This is a genomic window from Alkalihalobacillus sp. R86527 (genome assembly GCF_042466185.1).
GTDB lineage: Bacteria > Bacillota > Bacilli > Bacillales > Guptibacillaceae > Guptibacillus.
The window spans coordinates 3302074-3323292 of sequence record NZ_JAXHBW010000001.1 but is presented as its reverse complement, the minus strand read 5'-3'; the positions used below and the strand labels follow the sequence as shown (position 1 = coordinate 3323292).

General features: G+C 39.8%; 22 protein-coding genes. 15 read left to right on the top strand and 7 right to left on the bottom strand.

Annotation, left to right across the window (positions count from 1 at the left end; genetic code table 11):
- Positions 1 to 4: 4 nt before the first annotated feature.
- The 3 genes from queD to queC are packed head-to-tail and all read left to right on the top strand — an operon-like array spanning position 5 to position 1878.
- Positions 5 to 481: a 6-carboxytetrahydropterin synthase QueD gene (gene queD / locus SJY16_RS17350; RefSeq protein WP_377891160.1), complete on the top strand. Its 477-nt coding sequence runs from the start codon at positions 5 to 7 to the stop codon at positions 479 to 481.
- Positions 474 to 1202: a 7-carboxy-7-deazaguanine synthase QueE gene (locus SJY16_RS17345; protein WP_377891158.1), complete on the top strand. Its 729-nt coding sequence runs from the start codon at positions 474 to 476 to the stop codon at positions 1200 to 1202. The genes queD and SJY16_RS17345 overlap by 8 nt, the downstream gene beginning before the upstream one ends.
- Before the next feature lies 1 nt (position 1203).
- Positions 1204 to 1878 carry a 7-cyano-7-deazaguanine synthase QueC gene (gene queC, locus SJY16_RS17340; RefSeq protein WP_377891156.1) on the top strand — a complete coding sequence of 225 codons (675 nt, stop codon included), beginning with the start codon at positions 1204 to 1206 and terminating at the stop codon, positions 1876 to 1878.
- Between the two features lie 344 nt (positions 1879 to 2222).
- Here queC and SJY16_RS17335 read toward each other — a convergent pair whose 3' ends face one another.
- A complete protein-coding gene (locus SJY16_RS17335; RefSeq protein ID WP_377891155.1) occupies positions 2223 to 3311 on the bottom strand; it encodes a citrate synthase/methylcitrate synthase in 1089 nt (362 codons plus the stop codon).
- Positions 3312 to 3423: 112 nt separating this feature from the next.
- Between SJY16_RS17335 and SJY16_RS17330 the strand changes: the two genes are divergently transcribed.
- A complete protein-coding gene (locus SJY16_RS17330; protein WP_377891153.1) occupies positions 3424 to 4305 on the top strand; it encodes a LysR family transcriptional regulator in 882 nt (293 codons plus the stop codon).
- A 62-nt stretch (positions 4306 to 4367) separates the two neighbouring features.
- Here SJY16_RS17330 and SJY16_RS17325 read toward each other — a convergent pair whose 3' ends face one another.
- Complete coding sequence (locus SJY16_RS17325; RefSeq protein ID WP_377891152.1) at positions 4368 to 4781, bottom strand: hypothetical protein; 414 nt, start codon at positions 4779 to 4781, stop codon at positions 4368 to 4370.
- Between the two features lie 101 nt (positions 4782 to 4882).
- Here SJY16_RS17325 and SJY16_RS17320 point away from each other — a divergent pair, with 101 nt between their 5' ends.
- A complete protein-coding gene (locus SJY16_RS17320) occupies positions 4883 to 5707 on the top strand; it encodes an SPL family radical SAM protein (protein WP_377891150.1) in 825 nt (274 codons plus the stop codon).
- 42 nt (positions 5708 to 5749) lie between these two features.
- Here the strand turns inward: SJY16_RS17320 and SJY16_RS17315 are convergent, their stop codons facing one another.
- Both SJY16_RS17315 and SJY16_RS17310 read right to left on the bottom strand, forming a co-directional pair.
- Positions 5750 to 6910 carry a S1C family serine protease gene (locus SJY16_RS17315; RefSeq protein ID WP_377891149.1) on the bottom strand — a complete coding sequence of 387 codons (1161 nt, stop codon included), beginning with the start codon at positions 6908 to 6910 and terminating at the stop codon, positions 5750 to 5752.
- Between the two features lie 22 nt (positions 6911 to 6932).
- The gene (locus SJY16_RS17310) at positions 6933 to 8084 is read right to left on the bottom strand and encodes a zinc ribbon domain-containing protein (protein WP_377891148.1); all 1152 of its coding nucleotides are present in this window, start codon (positions 8082 to 8084) and stop codon (positions 6933 to 6935) included.
- Between the two features lie 469 nt (positions 8085 to 8553).
- Here SJY16_RS17310 and SJY16_RS17305 point away from each other — a divergent pair, with 469 nt between their 5' ends.
- The 7 genes from SJY16_RS17305 (at position 8554) to SJY16_RS17275 (ending at position 14840) form a co-directional block, all read left to right on the top strand.
- A complete protein-coding gene (locus tag SJY16_RS17305; protein ID WP_377891146.1) occupies positions 8554 to 9138 on the top strand; it encodes a TetR/AcrR family transcriptional regulator in 585 nt (194 codons plus the stop codon).
- A gap of 1 nt (position 9139) precedes the next feature.
- Positions 9140 to 9463: a DMT family transporter gene (locus tag SJY16_RS17300; protein WP_377891145.1), complete on the top strand. Its 324-nt coding sequence runs from the start codon at positions 9140 to 9142 to the stop codon at positions 9461 to 9463.
- A gap of 13 nt (positions 9464 to 9476) precedes the next feature.
- The gene (locus tag SJY16_RS17295) at positions 9477 to 9794 is read left to right on the top strand and encodes a DMT family transporter (protein ID WP_377891143.1); all 318 of its coding nucleotides are present in this window, start codon (positions 9477 to 9479) and stop codon (positions 9792 to 9794) included.
- 57 nt (positions 9795 to 9851) lie between these two features.
- On the top strand, positions 9852 to 9968 hold the full coding sequence (locus SJY16_RS17290; protein ID WP_377891142.1) for an RAxF-45 family protein: 117 nt from the start codon (positions 9852 to 9854) through the stop codon (positions 9966 to 9968).
- Positions 9969 to 10129: 161 nt separating this feature from the next.
- A complete protein-coding gene (abc-f, locus tag SJY16_RS17285) occupies positions 10130 to 11989 on the top strand; it encodes a ribosomal protection-like ABC-F family protein (RefSeq protein ID WP_377891140.1) in 1860 nt (619 codons plus the stop codon).
- Entirely contained in the window at positions 11986 to 12792 is an 807-nt protein-coding gene (locus tag SJY16_RS17280) for an AAC(3) family N-acetyltransferase (RefSeq protein WP_377891138.1), read from the top strand. The genes abc-f (SJY16_RS17285) and SJY16_RS17280 overlap by 4 nt, the downstream gene beginning before the upstream one ends.
- Positions 12793 to 12965: 173 nt before the next feature.
- Positions 12966 to 14840, top strand: a complete 1875-nt coding sequence (locus tag SJY16_RS17275) for a PAS domain S-box protein (protein ID WP_377891136.1) — start codon at positions 12966 to 12968, stop codon at positions 14838 to 14840.
- 102 nt (positions 14841 to 14942) lie between these two features.
- Here the strand turns inward: SJY16_RS17275 and SJY16_RS17270 are convergent, their stop codons facing one another.
- Complete coding sequence (locus tag SJY16_RS17270; protein ID WP_377891135.1) at positions 14943 to 16046, bottom strand: diguanylate cyclase; 1104 nt, start codon at positions 16044 to 16046, stop codon at positions 14943 to 14945.
- A gap of 164 nt (positions 16047 to 16210) precedes the next feature.
- On the opposite strand from SJY16_RS17270, the gene SJY16_RS17265 reads away from it, so the two are divergent.
- Together SJY16_RS17265 and SJY16_RS17260 are read left to right on the top strand one after the other, a co-directional pair.
- Entirely contained in the window at positions 16211 to 16711 is a 501-nt protein-coding gene (locus SJY16_RS17265) for a carboxymuconolactone decarboxylase family protein (protein WP_377891133.1), read from the top strand.
- Between the two features lie 26 nt (positions 16712 to 16737).
- Positions 16738 to 16977 carry an OsmC family protein gene (locus SJY16_RS17260; RefSeq protein ID WP_377891131.1) on the top strand — a complete coding sequence of 80 codons (240 nt, stop codon included), beginning with the start codon at positions 16738 to 16740 and terminating at the stop codon, positions 16975 to 16977.
- Between the two features lie 50 nt (positions 16978 to 17027).
- Here the strand turns inward: SJY16_RS17260 and SJY16_RS17255 are convergent, their stop codons facing one another.
- On the bottom strand, positions 17028 to 18776 hold the full coding sequence (locus SJY16_RS17255) for an N-acetylmuramoyl-L-alanine amidase (RefSeq protein WP_377891129.1): 1749 nt from the start codon (positions 18774 to 18776) through the stop codon (positions 17028 to 17030).
- Positions 18777 to 19270: 494 nt separating this feature from the next.
- On the opposite strand from SJY16_RS17255, the gene abc-f (SJY16_RS17250) reads away from it, so the two are divergent.
- Positions 19271 to 20971 (top strand): ribosomal protection-like ABC-F family protein, encoded by a 1701-nt coding sequence (abc-f, locus tag SJY16_RS17250; RefSeq protein WP_377891128.1) that lies wholly within the window; start codon positions 19271 to 19273, stop codon positions 20969 to 20971.
- Here the strand turns inward: abc-f (SJY16_RS17250) and SJY16_RS17245 are convergent.
- Positions 20932 to 21114, bottom strand: coding sequence for a hypothetical protein (locus tag SJY16_RS17245; RefSeq protein WP_377891126.1), 183 nt, complete (start codon positions 21112 to 21114; stop codon positions 20932 to 20934). The genes abc-f (SJY16_RS17250) and SJY16_RS17245 overlap by 40 nt on opposite strands.
- Positions 21115 to 21219 lie beyond the last annotated feature (105 nt).

Here is a 21219-nt window from a genome sequence, read left to right as displayed (position 1 = left end):
TTTTATGTCTTTTATGATTCCAAAAAAAGTTGAATTGCTTGGAGAAGATATTCAAAAAAGCGAATTAAAATATCACAATAAACGTGTGGCTGTAACAAAAGAATTTACATTTGATGCTGCACACCATTTGCATTGTTACGAGGGTAAGTGTAAAAGTATGCATGGTCATACGTATAAACTAGTTATCACGATAAGCGGATATGTGAATGAGATCGGTATTTCTGTTGACTTTGGTGAAATCAAATCATTGTTCAAAGACGTCATCGATTCTAAGCTTGATCACCATTATTTGAATGAAGTACTACCAAACATGAACACAACTGCTGAAAACATGATTGTCTGGATCTGGGAACAGCTTGATCTGGCGCTGGATAGCAGAAAAATGAGAGATAATGGGCAACGTCTAGAAGAGCTTGTCCTATATGAAACACCGACAAGCTACGCGACTTTGAAGCGAGAATGGATGGAGTCAAATGAATAAGTGGACATTACCTGAACAAGCAGAATATATGAATTGGAACCTTCCGATGGTTGAAGTTTTTGAAACGGTAGAAGGAGAGGGCACGCGTGCGGGGTTCCCTACCGTATTTGTAAGAGTGTTTCATTGTAATCTACGCTGTAGCTGGTGTGATACGCCTTATAGCTATGCGCCAGACAAAGCTGAGTATACAGCGACAATTTCACACATTATTGACCAGATCAAACAGTATAAGAGCAGACATATTTGCTTCACGGGCGGCGAGCCGTTGATCCACCGAGAAAAATCATATGCTCTTCTTCAAGCGATGGTAGACCTCGAGCATATTGAGGATATCCACATTGAAACAAATGGCGCGATCGACTTAGCACCATACGAAGAAGTGAGACGCGAAGATGAAGAGTGGCAAAGCAAAGTGCGTTTTGTGATGGACTATAAGCTACCAGATTCCGGTGAACAACATCGCATGCTTCATGAGAATTTCTCACTTCTTGATGATCAAGACGAGATTAAGTTTGTGATTGGTTCTGATGAAGACTTTGAAGTAGCGACTGAGGTTGTGGCAGAGAACCATGGTAAAGGGCAAGTTCTTTATAGCCCAGTGTGGGAAACGATGCCTCCAAACAAATTGGTCCAAAAAATTCTCGAAGCTGGATTAAGTAAAGTGAAGCTCAGCATGCAGCTTCATAAAATCATTTGGGATCCTAATAAAAGGGGTGTGTAGCATGAGTGAAAAAGCAGTCATCGTGTTGAGTGGTGGTCTTGATAGCACCACTTGTATGGGGATGGCGAAAGAAAAAGGATATGAGCTTTATCCGATTACCTTTCACTATGGCCAAAAACATAATCGTGAAGTAGAGCAGGCGAAGAAGGTGGCGGAGTACTATGAAGCACCTGACCATCGCATCGTGAATATTAGCTTTCTAAACCAAATTGGGGGAAGTGCTCTTACTGACCAGTCAATCGATGTTCCGACTGATATGGATGAAGATGAGATACCTGCAACATATGTACCTGCTAGAAATATGATTTTCCTTTCGTTAGCATCAGCATATGCTGAAGTGATCGGAGCAGAGGCAATCTATATCGGGGTATCAGCGGTAGATTATAGTGGTTATCCAGATTGTCGTCCTGAGTTTATTGAAAGCATGAATGAAACGGTTAATCTTGCAACAAAAGCAGGGGCAACGGGAAGTCATCTGGCGATTGAAACGCCATTGATTGGACTTACGAAAGCAGAAACAGTTGAAGAAGGGTTAAGGTTAGATGTTCCATATGAGTTGACTACCTCATGCTACAACGGGGAAGAAGAAGCATGTGGAGAATGTGATAGCTGCCGTCTTCGACTAAAAGGATTTGAAGAAGCTGGATCAACAGATCCGATCCCTTATAAAGGCTAATAGATGAAAAGAAGCGCCGGATTGGCGCTTCTTTTCAGATTGTCGAGAAAGTCTTAAGAATCATCTGCACGGATATGGAGATGATTTCCGCTCCAGGATGCTCCAATCAACATTAAATGTATGATTACGAGAAAAACCAAAGCTTAAAAAACAGGTAGAGAATGAAAGCAAAGATCTACTTAGATCATCCACAGGAGTCTTGCGGTGTTCTTCTACGGTATAGGGAGTATAGGGAGTATAGGGAGCACAATAACCAGGATTTCTCTACACACTCAGAAGCGCCGATTTGGCGCTTCTTCTGTTTTTAACTTCGACACTATGTGACACAAAACGGGTGGTGCCTGTCACTCCGCAGGGATGTCTCCTATGTAGGTAGAAGATGGACGAATGATGCGGTTGTTTTCATTTTGTTCAAAGACGTGTGCGATCCAGCCGGCACATCTTGCAGCGGTAAATGCTGGTGTGAATAATTCTGTTGGGAGTTCAATCGAGCGAAGAATAGCTGCTGCATAGTATTCGACATTCGCATATAGATTTCTTCCAGGCTTGAGTTCTTTCAGTAGTTCAACAGCTTTGTTTTCTACTTCGTGCGCAAGTTTGAATTCTTCATCATCATAGAATTCTGAAGTGATGTCACTTAGGGCAGACGCTCGAGGGTCGCGGGTTTTATAGATGCGATGTCCGAATCCCATCAATTTCTCTTTGTTCTCTAACTTTCGTCGTAAAACGCGATCAGCACTTCCCTCACGCTTTATCTCGTCAAGTAAGTCGATCACTCCTGTTGGTGCTCCGCCATGTAACGGACCTTTCATGGCACCAATAGCACCTGTTATTGCTGAGACAAGGTCACTTTCTGTTGAAGCAATAACACGGGCAGCAAATGTTGAGGCGTTCAGCCCATGTTCCATTGTTAAAATGAAATACGCTGATAACGCTCTAACATGATTTTCTTCAGGGACAATTCCTTTTAACATGTACAAGAAGTTTGCAACATGAGAGAGGGAAGCATCTGGTTCGACAAATGAATCATCATTCAATAATCTGTAGCGATACGCGATGATCGTGGGAACGAGTCCTACTATACGAATTCCTTGCTGTTGTGTGGAAGGGAAAGTAGTTTCTTTGTCTCCCATCGATGAAATCACGGTACGGATGACCGACATCATGTCCATATTTCTTGGCAACTGATCTAGAATTTCTTTTTGATAGGATTTTAAGAATCTAGCTTCTGTGAGACTTGTAGAGAATTTTTCTAAAAGCTTTTTATCAGGAAAAGTACGATTCCATAGAAAATAAACAACTTCTTCAAATGACTTTTCTTTTGCAAGGGTGGCAGCCCATTCTCCACGATACACAAGCTGGCCTTTTTCACCGTCAACAAGACTGATTTCTGACTCAGCAGCAATAATTCCTTTTAAACCAGCATGAACCATATCATCAACTCCAATCATTCTTCTTGTTTTCAGTGTATCGTTCCACTATCATTATGACTAATAAATAATTAGTGCTAAATTGATAGGAAATCCTTATTGATCGGAATGAGAAATGATGAATTTGAACTGGCTCCGAACGTTTGTAGCAGCAGCTACTTATGAAAATTTCCGTGAAGCTTCAGAAAAATTGTATTTGGCACAACCAACGGTCACCGTGCATATCCAACAGTTAGAAAAGTCTCTTAATAGTAAGCTTTTTGTAAAGAGTGGAAGAAGAGTCATTTTATCTGAAGCAGGAAGACAGTTCCTCCCTTACGCAAAAACCATGGTGGAACATTATGATAGTAGCTTACAACATATGATAGGTTGGAATCAGGGGTACTACAAGAAGTTAACGATCGCTGTATCCCCATTGCTAGCAGCTACTTTGCTACCGTACGTACTGCATCAATTTATGAAGCAACATCCTTCAATTGAGGTTGTTGTGAAGGTCAGTGAATCGCATGATATTGGAGAAAGTGTTGCAGAAGGTTCAGCTGATTTAGGATTGTCACGAATGGCTGCGATACAGCAACATCTTACTTCAGAAAAGATGGGTCCTGACCCCATTGTGTTCGTCGTACAACACGACGGCGGAGATGCTGAATCAAGTTTGCCGTTAAGTCTTGAGGAATATTGTCACAATACAACGTTGCTTACCTATTCACACCCAGGGTATTGGGACGAGCTATTGATCGAATTACGTGCAAAATATGAAGGGATACGAACCATGGTGGTGTCACAGGTGCATGTGACAAAGCGGTTTATTGAAGAAGGACTTGGGTTCTCATTTCTACCAAGGTCAGCAGTTCAAAGAGAATTGCTAGAAGGAAGAATGATTGAGGTCGAGACCGATGAAATTAGGCTGCCGACTGTATACACTTATATGGTGTATCATCATATCTCACGTGAGGCGAAAATATTCAAAGAATTTATTGAGAAATATATGCATTGAAAAACCCGACCAGGTTCTGATCGGGAGGTGTTAATGGTGGTGCTCCTTATCGCGCTAGAAACTTAATAGGTGGTAAGGCCCCAGATGAGCCATCCTTTGCTTACTCTGTTCGTTGCGAGCAAGTGGATGTGAATGGGAAAGTTAGTCGACTTCTTTGTAACAAGAACATCGACAAGATAGCTATGATCAGCCGTTTCTTTGTTGCATGCTTTGACTGCCGATTTATAGTAAGGGGAAGAGTGATTAAGTTTTGTTGTGGATACCACTCGCCAATTCTTCGAAGTAGGGTCTTGTGCCATCATAGAGGGGACGACTACTTGTAATTTTGCTTGCAGTTCTTGGAGAGAGCTTGGCTTATTGATTTTCTGAAGCTCTGGGCATTTTTCTTGAAGTAATTTAACAGGCAGTGCAGCTTGCGTTTCATTTGGAGATAGAATAAAACAGATGAGGAGCAAGGGGAGCAACAACATTTTCATAATCGTAACCACCTTTCTATGTTTATATTCTTCAATTTGGGGGATTTTTATGTATAGGTAAAAGAACCTACGTTCTCGCTAAATGAAGGAGGGAGAGTAGAATGAAGCCTTCGATACAAAGCCGCACGTCCCGGACGATTTTAACGAAAGGGAGCGGTTTTCTAAATGGATACAGTCATACATTGAACCCTTACGCAGGCTGTGCGTTTGGGTGTTCCTATTGCTATGTAAGGAGAATGCCCATCGCTCTGTTTCGAGAGGAAGATTGGGGAGAATGGGTGGATATTAAAGAAAACGGTGTAGCTTTATTGAAGAAAGAAGTACCGAAAGCTAAGAAAAAAGGCAAGGTTTCAATCTTTATGTCTTCTTCCACGGATCCTTATCAACCGATTGAATATAAGACAGAGTTAACAAGAAATCTTCTTGAAGCAATGATAGAAGAGACGCCAGATTTTCTATTTCTACAAACGAGGTCACCTCTTGTAACAAGGGACATCGATTTGTTGAAAAAGCTTGGAAACAACGTACTGGTCAGTATGACGGTGGAAACGGATCTTGAGTCTGTTCGAAAGATCTTTGCTCCACAAGCCCCACCAATTCCAGCACGTTTAAAGGCGCTTAAGGAATTAAGAGATGCTGGGATACCCGTTCAAGCAGCTATTGCACCATTACTTCCTTGTTCTGAGGAGTTCCCAGAGAAACTGCATCAGACTGTAAATCGGGTGACTCTCGATGATTTCTTTATGGGGGACGGAAGTGGTGGAAAAAGAACGGAGCAGCTCGGCATTCGTAAACAGTTTGAAGAACATGGGCTTTCAGATTGGTACGATAGAAAGGCCTATTTAAAAATAAAGAAAAGGTTGTTGGAGAAATATAGCGAAGGAAATATCTTTATTTCTCAAGAAGGATTCTACCCACCCGAATAAAAAAGCTTGAGGTAACGTTACCTCAAGCTTTTTTCAAGATAGTTATTTCAGTTTCTTCGCTTTGCCACTAAAGATCTTTAGATGATCATTTTCATAACCAACTTGATACGTGACGTTGTACATAGAAGTTTTCGTTTTATGTTCCTCTGTACGCTCCTGTGCTTCGATCGTTGCTGTTACTTTGACTTCCTCATTGTTTTCATTCAATGTCCCTGCCATATTCGATACTTCTACATCAAGAGTACGAATATAACCACTTCTGAATTTTTCGTAGTTCATTTCATTTTGCCATCGACTGCCGAGAAGAGAGTAGGCTGTCACATAGTCCTGCGTGGCAAGACTTTCATAAAAGTAGCCGATTAAGTATGTTGCGTTTTCTTCAAAATCTTCACCGGTCAGTCCTTGGGGAGTAGAGACCGACTCCTTGCTCTCATCGTCTACTGTAAGCTCTACAGGATCGCTTGACCAGGTTTTGAGTTGTTCAATAACGTTCTTCATTGGAATGCTAAAACCAATTGCGCCGGATTCTGTACCCGCCGAATTGATGGCAATCGCTTCACCAGTTTTCGCATCGATAAGAGGACCGCCGCTGTTCCCATCTGTAATGGGTGCAGAAATCTGATAGATGTTTTCATAACGATAAGGTTCTAGAATAAATTCTCGATCCAATCCGCTAATAATACCGGTCGTAACGGTATTCTGTAAGCCGAGTGGGCTTCCGAGAGCGATGATATTGTCACCCACTTCAGCAATTCTTTTTTCTGCAACTGGTAATGGAGCAGTATCCTTCAAACCAGGAACTCTTAATAAAGCGATATCAATTGTCTCACCCATACCTATAACTTGTGCTTCGAATTGTTTGGCATCGGACGTTTTAACGATGATTTTCTGAGCTTCTTCAACAACATGTGCATTTGTAATCACATCACCTTTGTTGTTATACAAAAAGCCAGACCCAGAAGAGGTGCCATCCTTTAATTGTACGTTGATTTGCACCACACTTTTTTGGGTGTCATGAATAATGGACTTTAAATCTTCACTGTCCTCGTCAGAAGTTGGCGCTTCTTTTGCTTCACCGAGTGAAGAAGTGGCGTTAACAGTTGTACTGTCATAATGGTCATATAAATAATAAAAGCCCACGCTGCCTCCTGCTACTAATAAAAAAGAGGCAACTAGGGAGATAATAGCAGACTTATTTATCATCTAGTTGTGAAACTCCTTTCTGCTATTCTACGTACCATGTGAAGTGGTCGATCTTTACGGTATATTCATCAAGATTTTTGACTTCCTTATCAATGTCATAGATTGTAAAGTCAAACTTTCCTGTATCTTCAGGGTAGAGTGTTTCAGGATTTATGTATACTTCACCCTTTCGGAATACTTTCCCCTTACTATCAAGCACTTGATACGATGCGCCGATCGAGGAAACTTGCACGGTAGCTTTACTTTTAACGCTTCCTGTAATCTTAAGCTCGTTGTAATCAGTTACGGATGTTTTTGCATCTACTAATTCGATGGCGTTGGTACGGTTCATTTCTTCTTCTTTTGCAGCTGCTACCATTGCCTGCTCAATACGCTTTTGTTGTTCTTCTTCGAATGCGTTTTTACGCTTTTCTATAACGGTTTTTAAGTTTAATAGTTTTTCGTTTTGGCTATTGAACTGTAAACCATCTTCTACAGCATATAGTGCTTTAGAAAATTGATTGTCTTTAAGATGTTTGTTTGCTTCATTCATCGAGAACTCAATGATTTGATTTCGAATTTGATTCGCAACGTCCTTCGCTTCCTCTACTTCAAGAGTTTCTGCTCTTGTTAAAACAGGCTGAAGTTCTTCGATCGATTTCTTGCCTTTCATATCAAATTTCAACTCAGCAACCATAACTGTCGTCCTAACGGATGCTATGTCATTTTGTAAATCGGTTACTAAAGGCCCTTTGTATTGGTTTAATTCTTTCTCGGCCTCCTCAACGAGTTTTAATGCGCCTGGGTAGTCATCTTTCTTACGAGCTTTCTCAGCTGAATTAAGAGTATCCTCGATTGTTATTGCGGTTTTCATCAGGTTCTGATTTATTGCTGCGGCAGGAAATTGAGCACGTTGTGTTTTCGCTTCCTCAAATTTATTTCGAGCTTTTTTATAGTCGCCTTTTTCTGCTAGTTTTTCTCCTTGTTCAAATGAACGAATGGCTGCGTTCGTCACTGACTCTTCATAATAATAGTAACCTGTAAGGCTGCTACCGATAATGAAGAAAATCATAACTGGCAACCAACGAATGATAAAAGAACGAATCCCCTTTGGTTCTGAGACGAGCTCTTTTCCACAGGAGATACAAAATTGGTCGTTTTTGTCTCTTTTTTTTCCACAATGTGGACAATACATGTTTAATCTCCACCTGCTTTCAATCTCTTTACAATAACTATTTTGACATAAAAGCTACAGGAGGGAAATAAGTTTTCAGAGGTTGTTGGTAAATTGAAATATAAAGAAGTTTACATGAAAATTTTCCCTTTTCTTTTTCGATGAATCAATAGTCTTATTTATTTATCATTACATAGAAAGTGTTCTAATAGTCCTAGATAATTAGTTTTGAATACCTTGTTTTAAGGGGATACAGGTTCAAATAGAATGGGTTTTATGTCACTGTTCAGGTTAGAAAGGCTTTGATAGTCTATTACTAGACCCCCTTTCAAATATTCCGTTACCAGGAAGACCGGCTATATGCCGGTCCTTTTTTTTGTTTGAAGCGAAATTGCAAAGGAAATCATCATATGGTACACTAACTAACGGACGGTAGGTAACCGTCTTTTGTTTTGGTTATTACCTAACGATTGGTAGGGAGGTTGATTGAATGGGACAAGAAACTCAGAAAGTAATAAAAGAAAAGGCATTAATATTATTTGCTCAAAAAGGATTTGAAGGGACCTCTCTTAATGATATTGCAGATGAAGTAGGGATAAAAAAACCTTCTCTTTATGCTCATTTCAAAAATAAAGAAGATCTCTTTTTAGGGGTTATTAATAAAGTGACGATCGACTATAATACATTCTTTGAACAAACAGCAAAAGATATAGAAACTGTGCAACCAGAGAAACAGTTATATACGTTATTGGTTAAAAACACAGCTTACTTACAGAATCATGAACTTGGACTTATTTTCAAACGAATGATGTTATTTCCTCCAGAGTCGCTTAGAAGTGAAATCTATGAAATGTTTCAATCAACGGAAGAAGTCATGAAAAGTGTAGTGTATTCTATTCTTGAAAAAATGGATGTTCAGCTTGATTGGGATCAGATATTCGATGCTTACTTATGTTTGTTAGATGGAGTATTTGAACAACAATTCTATTATTCAAAAGAAGAGCATAGTAAGCGCGTAGAAAATTCTTGGACATTATTTATTAATGGTATCAACTACATGAGAGTGGGTGATTAAGATGGCTTGGATCTTTCTTTTGATCGGCGGATTAATGGAAGTAGGATGGGCTATTGGGCTGAAGTATTCTGATGGGTTCACTAATCCAGTCATCAGCTTGTTGACCGTGGTAGGTATCGGGTTAAGCTTCTTTCTTTTTGGGAAGGCGATTAAGTATTTACCGATCGGAACAGCGTACGCAATATTCACAGGTCTTGGGGCAGCAGGAACAGCTATCGTAGGAATGATTTACTTGAATGAAACAGTCAGTTTGTTGAAGATGTTTTTTGTGCTTTTACTCATATGTTCGATCGTTGGGTTGAAGTTAACATCTTCAGAAGCTTAGGAGGGGATGAAATATGGCGTGGATTGCGTTGTTGGTAGCTGGTCTAGCTGAAGTTGGTGGAGTAATTAGTCTAAAGTTATCTAATGGGTTTAAGAAACTTAAACCATCAATTATGACGATCATTTTTGGGGGATTAAGCTTTTTTATGCTTTCCGTTTCACTAAAAGCATTACCTGTAGGAACAGCTTATGCGATATGGACAGGGATCGGTTCAGCAGGAAGTGTGTTGATCGGAATGTACTGGTTTAAAGAGCCTAGAAATAGGATGCAATTAGTGCTGATTTCATGCATCGTGCTTTCTGTTGTAGGCCTTCGTTTAACTGAGGGTTGATTTTTTCAGAAACTTTAGATAAAGTTAAAGTATTAAATGGAGGAGGTGAGGTAAGAGATGTTAAACGCTGTCGTTCGTACGGAATTTGAAGATTATGCTAGTTGTTGCCGTGCGATTATTCATGATGGAGCTGCTAACGGGACACGTATGCCTTTTTTTAGCAACTTCATATGATTGACGATCGCGTAAGGCGCTCTTACCCTACTTCAAACGGAAATGAAATAAGTGGAAAGAGCGGCGCAGTATGCCGCTCTTTTTTTTATGCAAGAAGTAGCCACAGGTGAGGTGTATCCTTATCTGTGGCTTTTTTTATTACCTAAAAGGATGGGATTAGAATGATGGTATGTACTGCACAATCGATAAGCAAAATGCTCGGTGGGAACACCGTGTTTGAAAATATAACTTTTGAAATAAATGAAGGGGACCGAGTTGGTATCGTAGGAAGAAACGGAAGTGGTAAAACGACTTTGTTTAAACTACTTGCCGGTTTTGAAAGCTCTGATGAAGGTGAAATTCATTACAAGAAAGGAACCACAATCGGATACCTTGCTCAGATTCCTGATTATGAAGGACTGTCGGCACTCGATGTTTTAAATGAAGCGTTTCGTGAGCTAGAAGATTTAGCAGAGAGAATGAAGAAGCTAGAGAGTGAAATGGCGATTGGAGCTAGTGAAAAAGCGCTGAAAGAATATGGTCATATTCTCGATGAATATACAAGGAAAGGTGGTTATGAAACAGACTCAAAAGTACAAAATGTAGCAAATGGTCTCGGAATACAGCATTTACTGGAAACTTGTTTCTCCAAACTGAGCGGTGGTGAGCAAACAAAGGTATGTCTCGGACTTATCTTGCTAAGAGAACCAGACCTTCTATTATTAGATGAGCCGACAAATCATCTTGATATTGATGCGGTCGAGTGGTTGGAGGAATTCTTGAGAGGATACAAAGGAACAGTCCTAATCGTTTCCCATGACCGCTACTTCCTAGATGAAGTGATAACAAAAGTAATGGACCTTGAAGATGGCGAATTGACGGTATATAGCGGTTCTTATAGCTCCTTTGTAAAGCAAAAAGAGGAGCTGCTGTTAACAGAATTTGCAGCATACCAAGAGCAGCAGAAGAAGATTAAGAAAATGAAAGAAGCGATTAAGCGACTTAAAGAGTGGGCAAATCAGGCGAATCCCCCGAATGCCGCTCTTCATAAACGAGCACGTAACATGGAAAGAGCACTAGAACGAATGAACAAAGTAAAACGCCCTATTTTAGAGAGGAGAAAAATGGGGCTAGAATTTGATATGTCTAATCGGAGTGGAAAAGATGTCATCACATTCGAAAATGTAACAGCTGGTTTTACTGAAACACCGTTGTTAAAAAACATCGATTGGAACATCCGCTATAAGGAAAGAGCTGCAATCGTGGGCAAAAATGGAAGTGGTAAGACAACCCTTTTGAAAGTGTTGTTAGGTCAGCATGAACCAGACCATGGAAAGATTGTGCAAGGTTCTAGTCTTAAGATTGGCTATCTATCTCAGCATGTATTTGAAGATCTTAAGGGTGAACGAGTGATCGATGTGTATCGTGAAACTGCGAAAGTTGCTGAAGGTGAAGCCCGTCAAGAACTGGCTCGATTCTTGTTTTATGGGTACAGCGTCTTTTCAAAAATCTCCTCTCTAAGCGGGGGAGAGAAAATGAGACTTCGTCTTGCTCAGCTAATGAGTAAGGACATAAATCTCCTTGTATTAGATGAACCTACGAACCATCTAGATATCGACTCTAGAGAAGTATTAGAAGATGCGATCGATCGATTTCCTGGTACGATTATTTGTGTTTCTCACGATCGCTATTTATTGAATAAGTGTTTCCCAATTACGTACTGGCTCGAGGGTGGGCAATTACATCACTACTTAGAGTCGTACAGTTTTGCAAGAGAAAAGCATATTGAATCTCGGGTTGAAGATAATAGTCTTGAAGTTACAGAAGAAAAAGAGATTCCAAAATCAAGAAAGGAAACAAGAGAGCCATCCGTTTCACTTGAGGAAAAGGTCGAACGAATTGAAGAAGAATTATTTCATATTGAACAAGAACTGGTAAAGAGCAGTAATCAAACTATACTGGAATCTTTGTATAAAGAGAAAGAAGAAATGGAAGAGAAAAGAAATCACTTATATGAGTTGTTAGAGGGGGAAATAGAATGACAGAGAAAAAAACGACAGAAAGCATGATCGAACCACATACAATTAGTAGTCTAGTTGATGATTTAAGAAGTCTGGGTGTAAAGGAGGGGATGACACTCCTAGTTCATTCTTCTCTCAGTTCACTGGGTTGGGTGTGCGGAGGAGCTGAAGCAGTTATTCGAGCTTTGATCGAAACGATTGGTGATGAAGGTACGATCGTCATGCCAGCACAATCCGCAGGAAATTCAGATCCCTCGAGCTGGATGAACCCTCCAGTTCCTGAATCCTGGTGGCCAATAATTAGAGCGAACATGCCTGCATATTGCAAAGATACGACGCCAACACGAGGGATGGGGGCGATAGCAGAGTTGTTTCGGACGATGCCAGGCGTGAAAAGAAGTAGTCACCCGACGTATTCGTTCACAGCTTTAGGAAAACATAGGGACTATATTCTACAGGAACAGCCTCTTGAAGCGGGTTTTGGTGATCGATCGCCCCTTGCGAAAATCTATGAACTGGATGGTATGGTTCTTATGCTTGGAGTGGGGCATGAAAGCAATACATCCCTTCATTACGCTGAGCACGATATTCCGAAACCTCATTTACAAAAGAAATCAGCAGCACTTATAGAGAATGGGGAGCGTAATTGGAAAACGTATGAGGAAATCGACTATGACTCAGATGTATTTGAACAGATCGGTAACGAGTTCGAAAAAAACGGTGGCTATTACTGTATGAAAATAGGTAAGGCTACGTGTAAGCTGCTCGAACAGAGAAAGATCGTTGACTTTGGTCGAGAGTGGTATCAAAAACAATCAATGTGAAGTTAACCTGATCAAGGGGCCCTACTAGGGCTCCTTTTTGTGAATAATTGTTTATGGAGTTTCATCTTTTTTCTTTATTATTTAGCAGGAAAAACCCGTTCAAAGAAGAAAGTATTGTATATGTTTTCTCCTTCAAAAGTCCTGAAAAATCTAAATGCATAACAGGAGGCAATATGACTAGAGTGAAACACTACCCAATTGACCATGATGCTCAGCGACCTCCTCAAACGAAGTCTAAACCAATGGATGAACGGAAAGCTTTGGGAGATATTATTGATTACTATAATAGATCTTCATCTGCAGTGGTGATCCAGAAGAATTGGAAATGGGTATATCTGAACGGATCAGCATTAAAGCTACTAGGATACTATACACTATCTGAACTAGAAGGAAAATCAATATGGGAAACGATCGATGAATCTCAAAGAACAGCAGTAGTAAGCAGAATTCAATCGTTGCAAAATGGTATAAATACAGGACCTTCGACCCAGAAATGGATACGACAAGATGGATCATATGTTTTTGTAGAAGTAATGGGGGTCCCGGTAGCAAATGAACTTGGTCAGTCTGTTGCTTTAATAGAAGAAAAAGGATGTGAAGAAAAACTAGTTGAGGAAACGCTCTATCACTATAAGCTGATTACAGAAAACATGAGTGAGATTGTGAGCTTACTAGATCATGATGGGAACTTTTTATATGTGTCTCCTTCTTATCGTGATTATTCAAGAGATGGCATCCAGAATGAAATTGGTGCTAGCTCATTTAAATATGTTCATCCTGAAGATGTTGCTGGCGTAAAAGAGGAATTTCATCAACTTCTTAAATACAAAAAACCTGTATCCGTGAACTACAGGTTATTACGCATCGATGGTCAATACCGGTGGTTTGAATCAAGAGCGATCTGCGTACAAAATGAGGAACGATATCATTATATAGTGATCTCAAGGGATATAACAAAACAGAAGCTAGCTGAGAAGAAGTTGAGTGTGAGTGAACAAAAACATCGCATGATTGTAGAGCATAGCAGTGATTTAATCTGCTTGCTAGACCTCAATGGGGTTATCGTCTATGCTTCACCTTCCTACCAATCCCTCTTAGACTATCGCCCTGAAGATGTTGTAGGAAAAGATATTTTGGCCCATATCCATCCTGATGATTACGATTTGTGTATGGACGTGCTTATGAAACTTCGTAACTTCAGAGAGCCAGTAACAGTAACCTATCGAAAACTCCATGCTTCTGGTGAAGTGTTAACATTTGAAGCGAAAGGAATGCCGGTCATTGGAGAGTGCGGCGATGTTAATCGCTTTGTTGTTATTTCAAGAGATATAACTGAAAAAATAAAAATCGATCAGTATAAAAAGAATATTGAAAAGCTGTCTGTCGTTGGTGAGTTAGCTGCTGGTTTCGCACATGAAATTCGAACGCCATTAACTTCGATCAAAGGATTTCTTAGCTTGCTTTCGAAAGACAACGATGATCGAGAAAATGAGTTTCATCGCATTATAAATGATGAACTTCAAAAGCTAGAAGAGGTTGTGAATGGGTTTCTAACTCTTGGAAAACCTGAAGCGATCAATACATTTGAAGTTAATCTCAAAATGGTGATGGAAAACGCGATTTCGGAAGTTCAATTAGATACAAATAGAAGGAATATAACCTTGAGGAACCATATTAAGAAGCCGATATTCACAAAATGTAGAAGTGATCAGATCAAACAAGTATTTATTAATATTTTACAAAATGCGATCGATGCGATCGAGCATGATGATGGAGAAATCATCATATCTATACATGTAGCAAATGAGGAAGTTTCCGTCGCGATTAAGGATAATGGAAAAGGCATCGATCAAGAGCGTATCCCGCATATAGGCACTCCTTTTTATACAAATAAAGAGAAAGGAGTAGGGCTGGGTATGACAGTCAGCAATAAAATTATTTCAGAGCATTTTGGTCACATAGAAATTGATAGCAAAAAGGACAAAGGTACGTGTGTCACCATTTTTTTGCCTACGATGAAAAGGAGAGAAGCTGAAACCCGTTGGTGAGTACAACGGGTTTTTGGGTTGAAAGAAGAAAGTACATACAAAATTGAAGAGACAAAAAGACTGCCAGGTTTCTCTGATAGTCTTTTAAGGTAGGTTGTTGGTTTATTTTGTGATCAATTCACTCAACTCTTTGGTCGAGCATACTCGATTTCGCCCTTTGCGTTTTGCGGTATAGAGAGCCTGGTCTGCTTTGCTGTATAGCTCATCACTGGAGGTTACAGTGTCTGGATAAGTGGCAACACCTAGAGACGCAGTAATGTGAATTGTCTCCATATGAGTAGCCTTGAAAGGCTGCTCCTCTATTGAAGAGCGTACATGTTCGGCAATAGTTAATTCTTCCTGGTGCAAAGTGTTTTTGAGAAGAATGGTGAATTCTTCTCCACCGTTCCTCGAGACGATATCTTCTGTTCTGACCGATTTTCGGAGCGTTGTTCCAAATTGTTGTAACACAGCATCTCCTGCAGTATGGCCATATGTGTCATTTACATGCTTGAAGTAATCGATATCGATGATTAAGAATGATAACGGCTTTCTTTTTATATTGCTTTCTTGAATGGCTGTATTCAATGCTTCATCGAAACTCCTTACATTGTTTAAGCCAGTAAGAGCATCAATCGTTGAACTAAGCTGGTATTGTTTGAATAAATGGTTGATCCTTCTTAGATATTCTGATGTATAGATTGCCATCATTCCGGAAACCAAAGAGGTAATCCAGAAGAGGAGGTTAATTTTAAAGAGTGGTTCTATATCGATCATAATGGTTGTCACTAGTGTGAACATAATATTGGAATAGATGAGCATGATGAACACCTTGAGTTTAGTCTCAACTTTCCATCTTCGGAACAGTAAGTAACCAATGAATAAGCTAATGATTAACACGAGAGAAGCATAAGAAGAAACTGATACTCCAAAGGTGAAGCGCACGATTTGAATAACTAATAGGGAAACTCCGCCTGGTAGAAAGCCACCATACAGGGTGACAAGTAGAAAAGGCACATGCCTCATGTCAATAATGGTATTGGTGCCGACTTCGATTCCGAAGATCATGAGTAGGCTGCCTGCTAGTCCGGCAAAAAAACCACTTGTAACTTTTCGTTTCAACGAGGATGTATCGACGAGGTTCTCGTCTTTATAGTGCTGATAATAGATAAATAAAAGTGCGAGCATGATCATCATGTTGCAGAAATAGTCCTGAACCAATTGCATGTGTAACCACCTCATAAAGCAGTAAGTAGATAGTTATAGTTTACCATGATAATCAAATGATGGGAAAATCTTCTTTAAAGGAACGGTCTTCCACCCTTTTTCGAGATTTACGTAAAGTTTGGTATGATAGCATTTGTAACTCTTGATGAAAGTGAGGTCATACGATGCCGTGGATTAAACCAGCAAAACAATCTGACTTAAAAGAAATGAAAATCTATCATGAACTAGAACAACCCGTACCAGTATTCAACCGTCTTATTGCGAAGAGCCCCGAGATCTTTTCAGCATTTATGCCACTTGCTAAAGCTGTGAAAAACGGAGTGTTGGATGAATTTGAAACAGAAGCCGTAGTTGTATTCGTATCAAAATTGAATGGATGCAACTTTTGTTATGAAGGTCATCGCACTCTTCTACAAAAGGTTAGTGGAAATGACGCTATTGTAGACGAATTAGTGTCGTACAGTACTTCCGATGCTATTCCTGATCATGTGAAGGCTATTTTGAACTATGCAGAAAAGCTCGTGACCTGTCCGAGTGAATTACGAAAGGAAGATTTGGAGAAGTTACGTGAACATGGCTATACAGAGAAAAATATCGTAGAGATCAATCAGTTGATCGCCTATACCTCCTACACCAATCAAACGTCGATCGGGCTAGGGCTATAGGAAAGAAGCGCTCAAGTAAATTTTACTTGAGCGTTTTATTTGGCACATGTTATCCAAGGGGGGGGGAACTTAACCCGAACGGCATGATGGGGAAAGAAGGAGTGCGTCCTTATTTCCAAAAAATCAACGTAGATGCACAGGTGAAAACTTCTGAAAGCGAAGAGCGTGTTCAAGAACTTCAGCGCATCGTAGATTCTCGTTGCCCAGTTTATACAACACTTGAAGCTGCTGATGTTGAGATCACTGCTAATTGGACAAAAGCGTAAGCATTAAAAAAAACGTACATTCCAGATAAACTGGGATGTACGTTTTTTTATTAGTTTTTGTAGTAATCGATAACGCCCTGGTAAATGCCATCAGCAAGTTTTTCTCTGTAGGACTGACTTAATAGTAGTTTGTATTCTTCATTATTCGATAAGAACCCAACCTCTACAAGAACACTCGCCATTTTGGATTCACGAATTACAGAGAAGCTTGCATGTTTTACACCGCGATCTCTAGCGTTCGTAACTTCGATTAATCGTTTTTGAATGCTTTGTGCAAGAGCTTTACTTTCAGCAGAACTATGCTTACTGTACCAGTATGTCTCTATACCGTGTGCAGCTTCAGGGCCAGAATTTGTATGAACACTGATGAAAGAATCAGCATCAATGTTATTTGCCATTTTCGAACGATCTTCAAGCTCAATGAACGTATCGTCATCTCTAGTCATAACCACGTTTGCTCCCGCTTGCTTTAACTGCTTCTCTAAGTAAGTGGAGACGTCGAGGTTAATGTCTTTCTCTAGAAGGTTCCCTCTGCTAGCCCCTGGATCATGATCTCCGTGTCCTGCATCAACAACGATGGTAAGACCGTTCAAAAGATCACTTGTTTTCATAAGCAGATAGTCACCGTGAACATAAGCATATTGACCACTGTATTTGATTTTCACCCAGTCACCTTCGAAGCCATAAATGGCAACTTCAGAATTTCTCAGAAGAGATCCGATTCTAGTGCCGGACGTAGTAGGCGCCGTTCTAACATTCAAGCTTGATGCTGTTACAACCGCAGTGCCGAGAACAACTTCTTCAGTCGTTTGCTTACTTTCGTAAGAACTAACAACCTTTGAAGGAAGGGCTCCTTCGCCACCTAATACTTTAATAGATTTTGCGTTGCTCTTTAAATATGATTCTACTTCTGAGACGACAGTAGTATGGTGAGATAAAACGATAGGAGCGGATAGTTTCTTGGATAATCCAGCTGCCGCAACAGCATCAGGATAATCTTCTTTATCATTTTGAGTTGATGTTCCTCTTACTACAATGTAGGAAGAGTTTGATGAAAAGAATGCTTTATTAATAGCAAGATTCGTTTGAAATCGATCATCTCCATGTAGACGAGTAACACTTAAGCCTCTATTTTCTAATGAAGACTTTACAGAATTTGTTAGGACTGATTCTCCACCGACCAAATAAACTTTTTTGATGTTAGATGGAAGAGATGGTGCTTTTGTTTTAGACGTTAAGTAGATCGGATACTGTTTGATTGCAGCTACACTAGAAGCTGATAAGGAATCCGCAACCGTTTCTCCGTTTACAACGATGGCTGTAGTGGACTTATCAAGTCCTGCTGCTTTATTGATCGCTTCTGCAGTACTGTAACGATTCGCACCTTCCAAGCGAACGACGGTATAGTGTTGCTTCAATTTATTCTCTACCCCAGCGCTGATTGCACCAGTTCCACCAAGAATATAAACTTTCTTTGCATTCAGACGATCCATTTCTTCTTTTACTCGATCGTCCAGATCTGTTGGATTGGTGAGTAGGATTGGAGCTTGTTTTACTCCTACTAATCCAGAGCTTGCCAGTGCGTCATATGGCATATCTGCTCGTGTAAGAATAACTGCCTTTTCTGTTGTAGAAAGTTGAGTTGGCCAGGATTCTTTTGATACCTCGATAGCTGTACTTATACGATCTTGACCGCTAATTCGATCCAAGTTACCACTAGCTGATGTTTCACTTGGTAGCGAAATACCAACGAGCAGTGCGACGACCGCTAGAAACAGAATAATACGCTTTTGCAACATAATTCCCCCTAATTTATACCTTTTACCATTTTGACCCTGTGACGATAACGATGACAGTATGTAAAGCGATCCTCCTTATCTTCGTTAATCTCTTAGCGAATAATTGCCATAATGTTTATATCGGTGGGAGATTTAAGGGTTTTTAGTAGACCATTGTACTAATTACGAGTTTTTTATCGAATTTTGTTTGTAGTAAAATGGGTTTGAAGTATTGACTAAATATTTCTAATTCTTTAAACTAAGTTCAATACCTAACGAAGGGAATGGTTAAAGAGCGATGAAGAACTAATCTTATTTATCTAGATCAACTTTCAAATATTGAAATTGATAATCTGGAGAATAGGATTAGTCTGCCCTTTTGACCATTCGTTTGGCTTTGGCATGCTTATTTAGCAATGCTTAACCATTTATTGAACGTATGTGAATAGGTCTGACATGCCTCTCCAGGAATTGGGGAGTTTTTTTAATTCCCTTATAAATTAGGGGGCGATAGGATGACAAATGTAATATCAGTAAGGAATTTGAAGAAAGCGTATGAGGAAAAGGTTTTATTCGAGGGAGTAAACTTGGATATACAACATGGTGAAAGAATTGGAATCGTTGGAGCGAATGGAACAGGGAAAACTTCTCTTGCGAATATACTGACTGGGTATACCAATCAGGATGCTGGGTCAGCCGATGTAATGGGTTCAGTTGGGTATTTGCAACAGTCAACTGAGATAAATAGAGCAGGTGAAACGATTGAGGTTGAGGGAGAATTTCTGAAGAGAACGAAAGAATTAGGCATACTGACTGACTGCACAGGAAGTGAAAGCTATTTGAGTGGTGGAGAAAAGCTGAAAATCTCTCTTGCAAAAATATGGACATCACAACCTGACATTCTCTTGTTGGATGAACCGACAAATCACTTGGATTTAAAAGGGATCGATTGGCTGATAAGTGAGCTATCATTATTTAAAGGGGCGGTACTAATCATCTCACATGATCGTTATTTTTTGGATCAAATTGTAGATCGAATTCTAGAAATAGAAGATAAAGAGATTCATGAATATGTTGGGAATTATTCTGACTATCGAGCTGAAAAGAAGCGCCGGTACGAGGCGAGACTGCATCATTATCAAGTTCAAGAAAATGAGCGTAGAAGAATCGAGAAGCATTTAGAATCGTTGGAGAATTGGTCGGCAAAAGCACATAATCAATCTACAAAACAAGAAGGAAAGAAAGAATACTATCGTAAGAAAGCTAAGAAGATGGACAAACAAGTGAAATCTACTCGTAACAGGCTTCAAAAGAAGCTAGAAGAAAGTGGAGTTGAGCGACCACAAGATGAGAAGAAGGTGCGCTTTCAATTGCAGGAGGATGCAGGACACGGGAAAAGAATTATTGAAGCGAACGAAATAGCAATGAGGTTTAGCTCCCGTACGCTTTTTGAAAGAACTTCTTTTTATATAAAAAAAGGAGAAAGAGTTGGAGTCATTGGTGAAAATGGAAGTGGGAAAACAACTTTGTTACGGCTCTTTGTAGGGGAGAACGATTGTGTAGAGGGAGAGTTATGGCGGAGTCCTACGTTATCAGTTGGTTATCTTTCTCAGGACGTGCATGATTTACCTGAAGAAGAGAACGCGATTGAAGCTCTTGGCTATACCACAAGGGACGACATTTATCAGGCGAAAACGATACTAGCAACGATGGGGCTTGAGCGCACGAGGCAAGTTATCCCTATTCGAATGCTGAGTCTTGGAGAGAGAACAAAAATAAAGCTAACTGGTATTTTGATGAACAAACATGATGTTTTAGTTTTAGATGAGCCGACTAATCATCTGGATTTACCTTCAAGAGAACAACTTGAGGAAACGTTAATGCAATTTGCAGGTACAGTAATCATCGTATCTCATGATTACTATTTCATGGACAAAGTATGCGATCGTCTAATCGTTCATAATAAGAAAAGGTTTCAAAGAGTTGAAATGGGGTTATCGGAATACGAAACAAAGAAAAAAAGCACGACTGATCCTACAACTGAGGACCAGAAAATGCTAGTCGAAAATAGTATATCGGCTATTATTAGTGAAATCAGTGTATTACCTCACGATCATCCGAAAATAAAAGAGTTAGATGCTTCATTAGCGAAATTGTTGAAACAAAAAAGAGAGATTCAGGCATCTTCCAAAGCAAAGAAGCGATCGATTGAGTAAAGGTCTGCTTTAGGATTGTCTCGGAGAAGCAGGAAGCCTTCCCGGTGAGCTTCTTCGAAATTATCATATTCATCCTCAGATCTGTAAATTTCTCTACGATGTTCATTGTATAACGTAATAGAATAATATTCTTTTATTTCCATCTTCCTCATCTCCTTCCTATTCGTTATTACTAGTTTTATTCAAATCTAGTAATGTTTATACTAATTAAATAGTAAACGATCATCGTTCATCGAGATGGGTATACT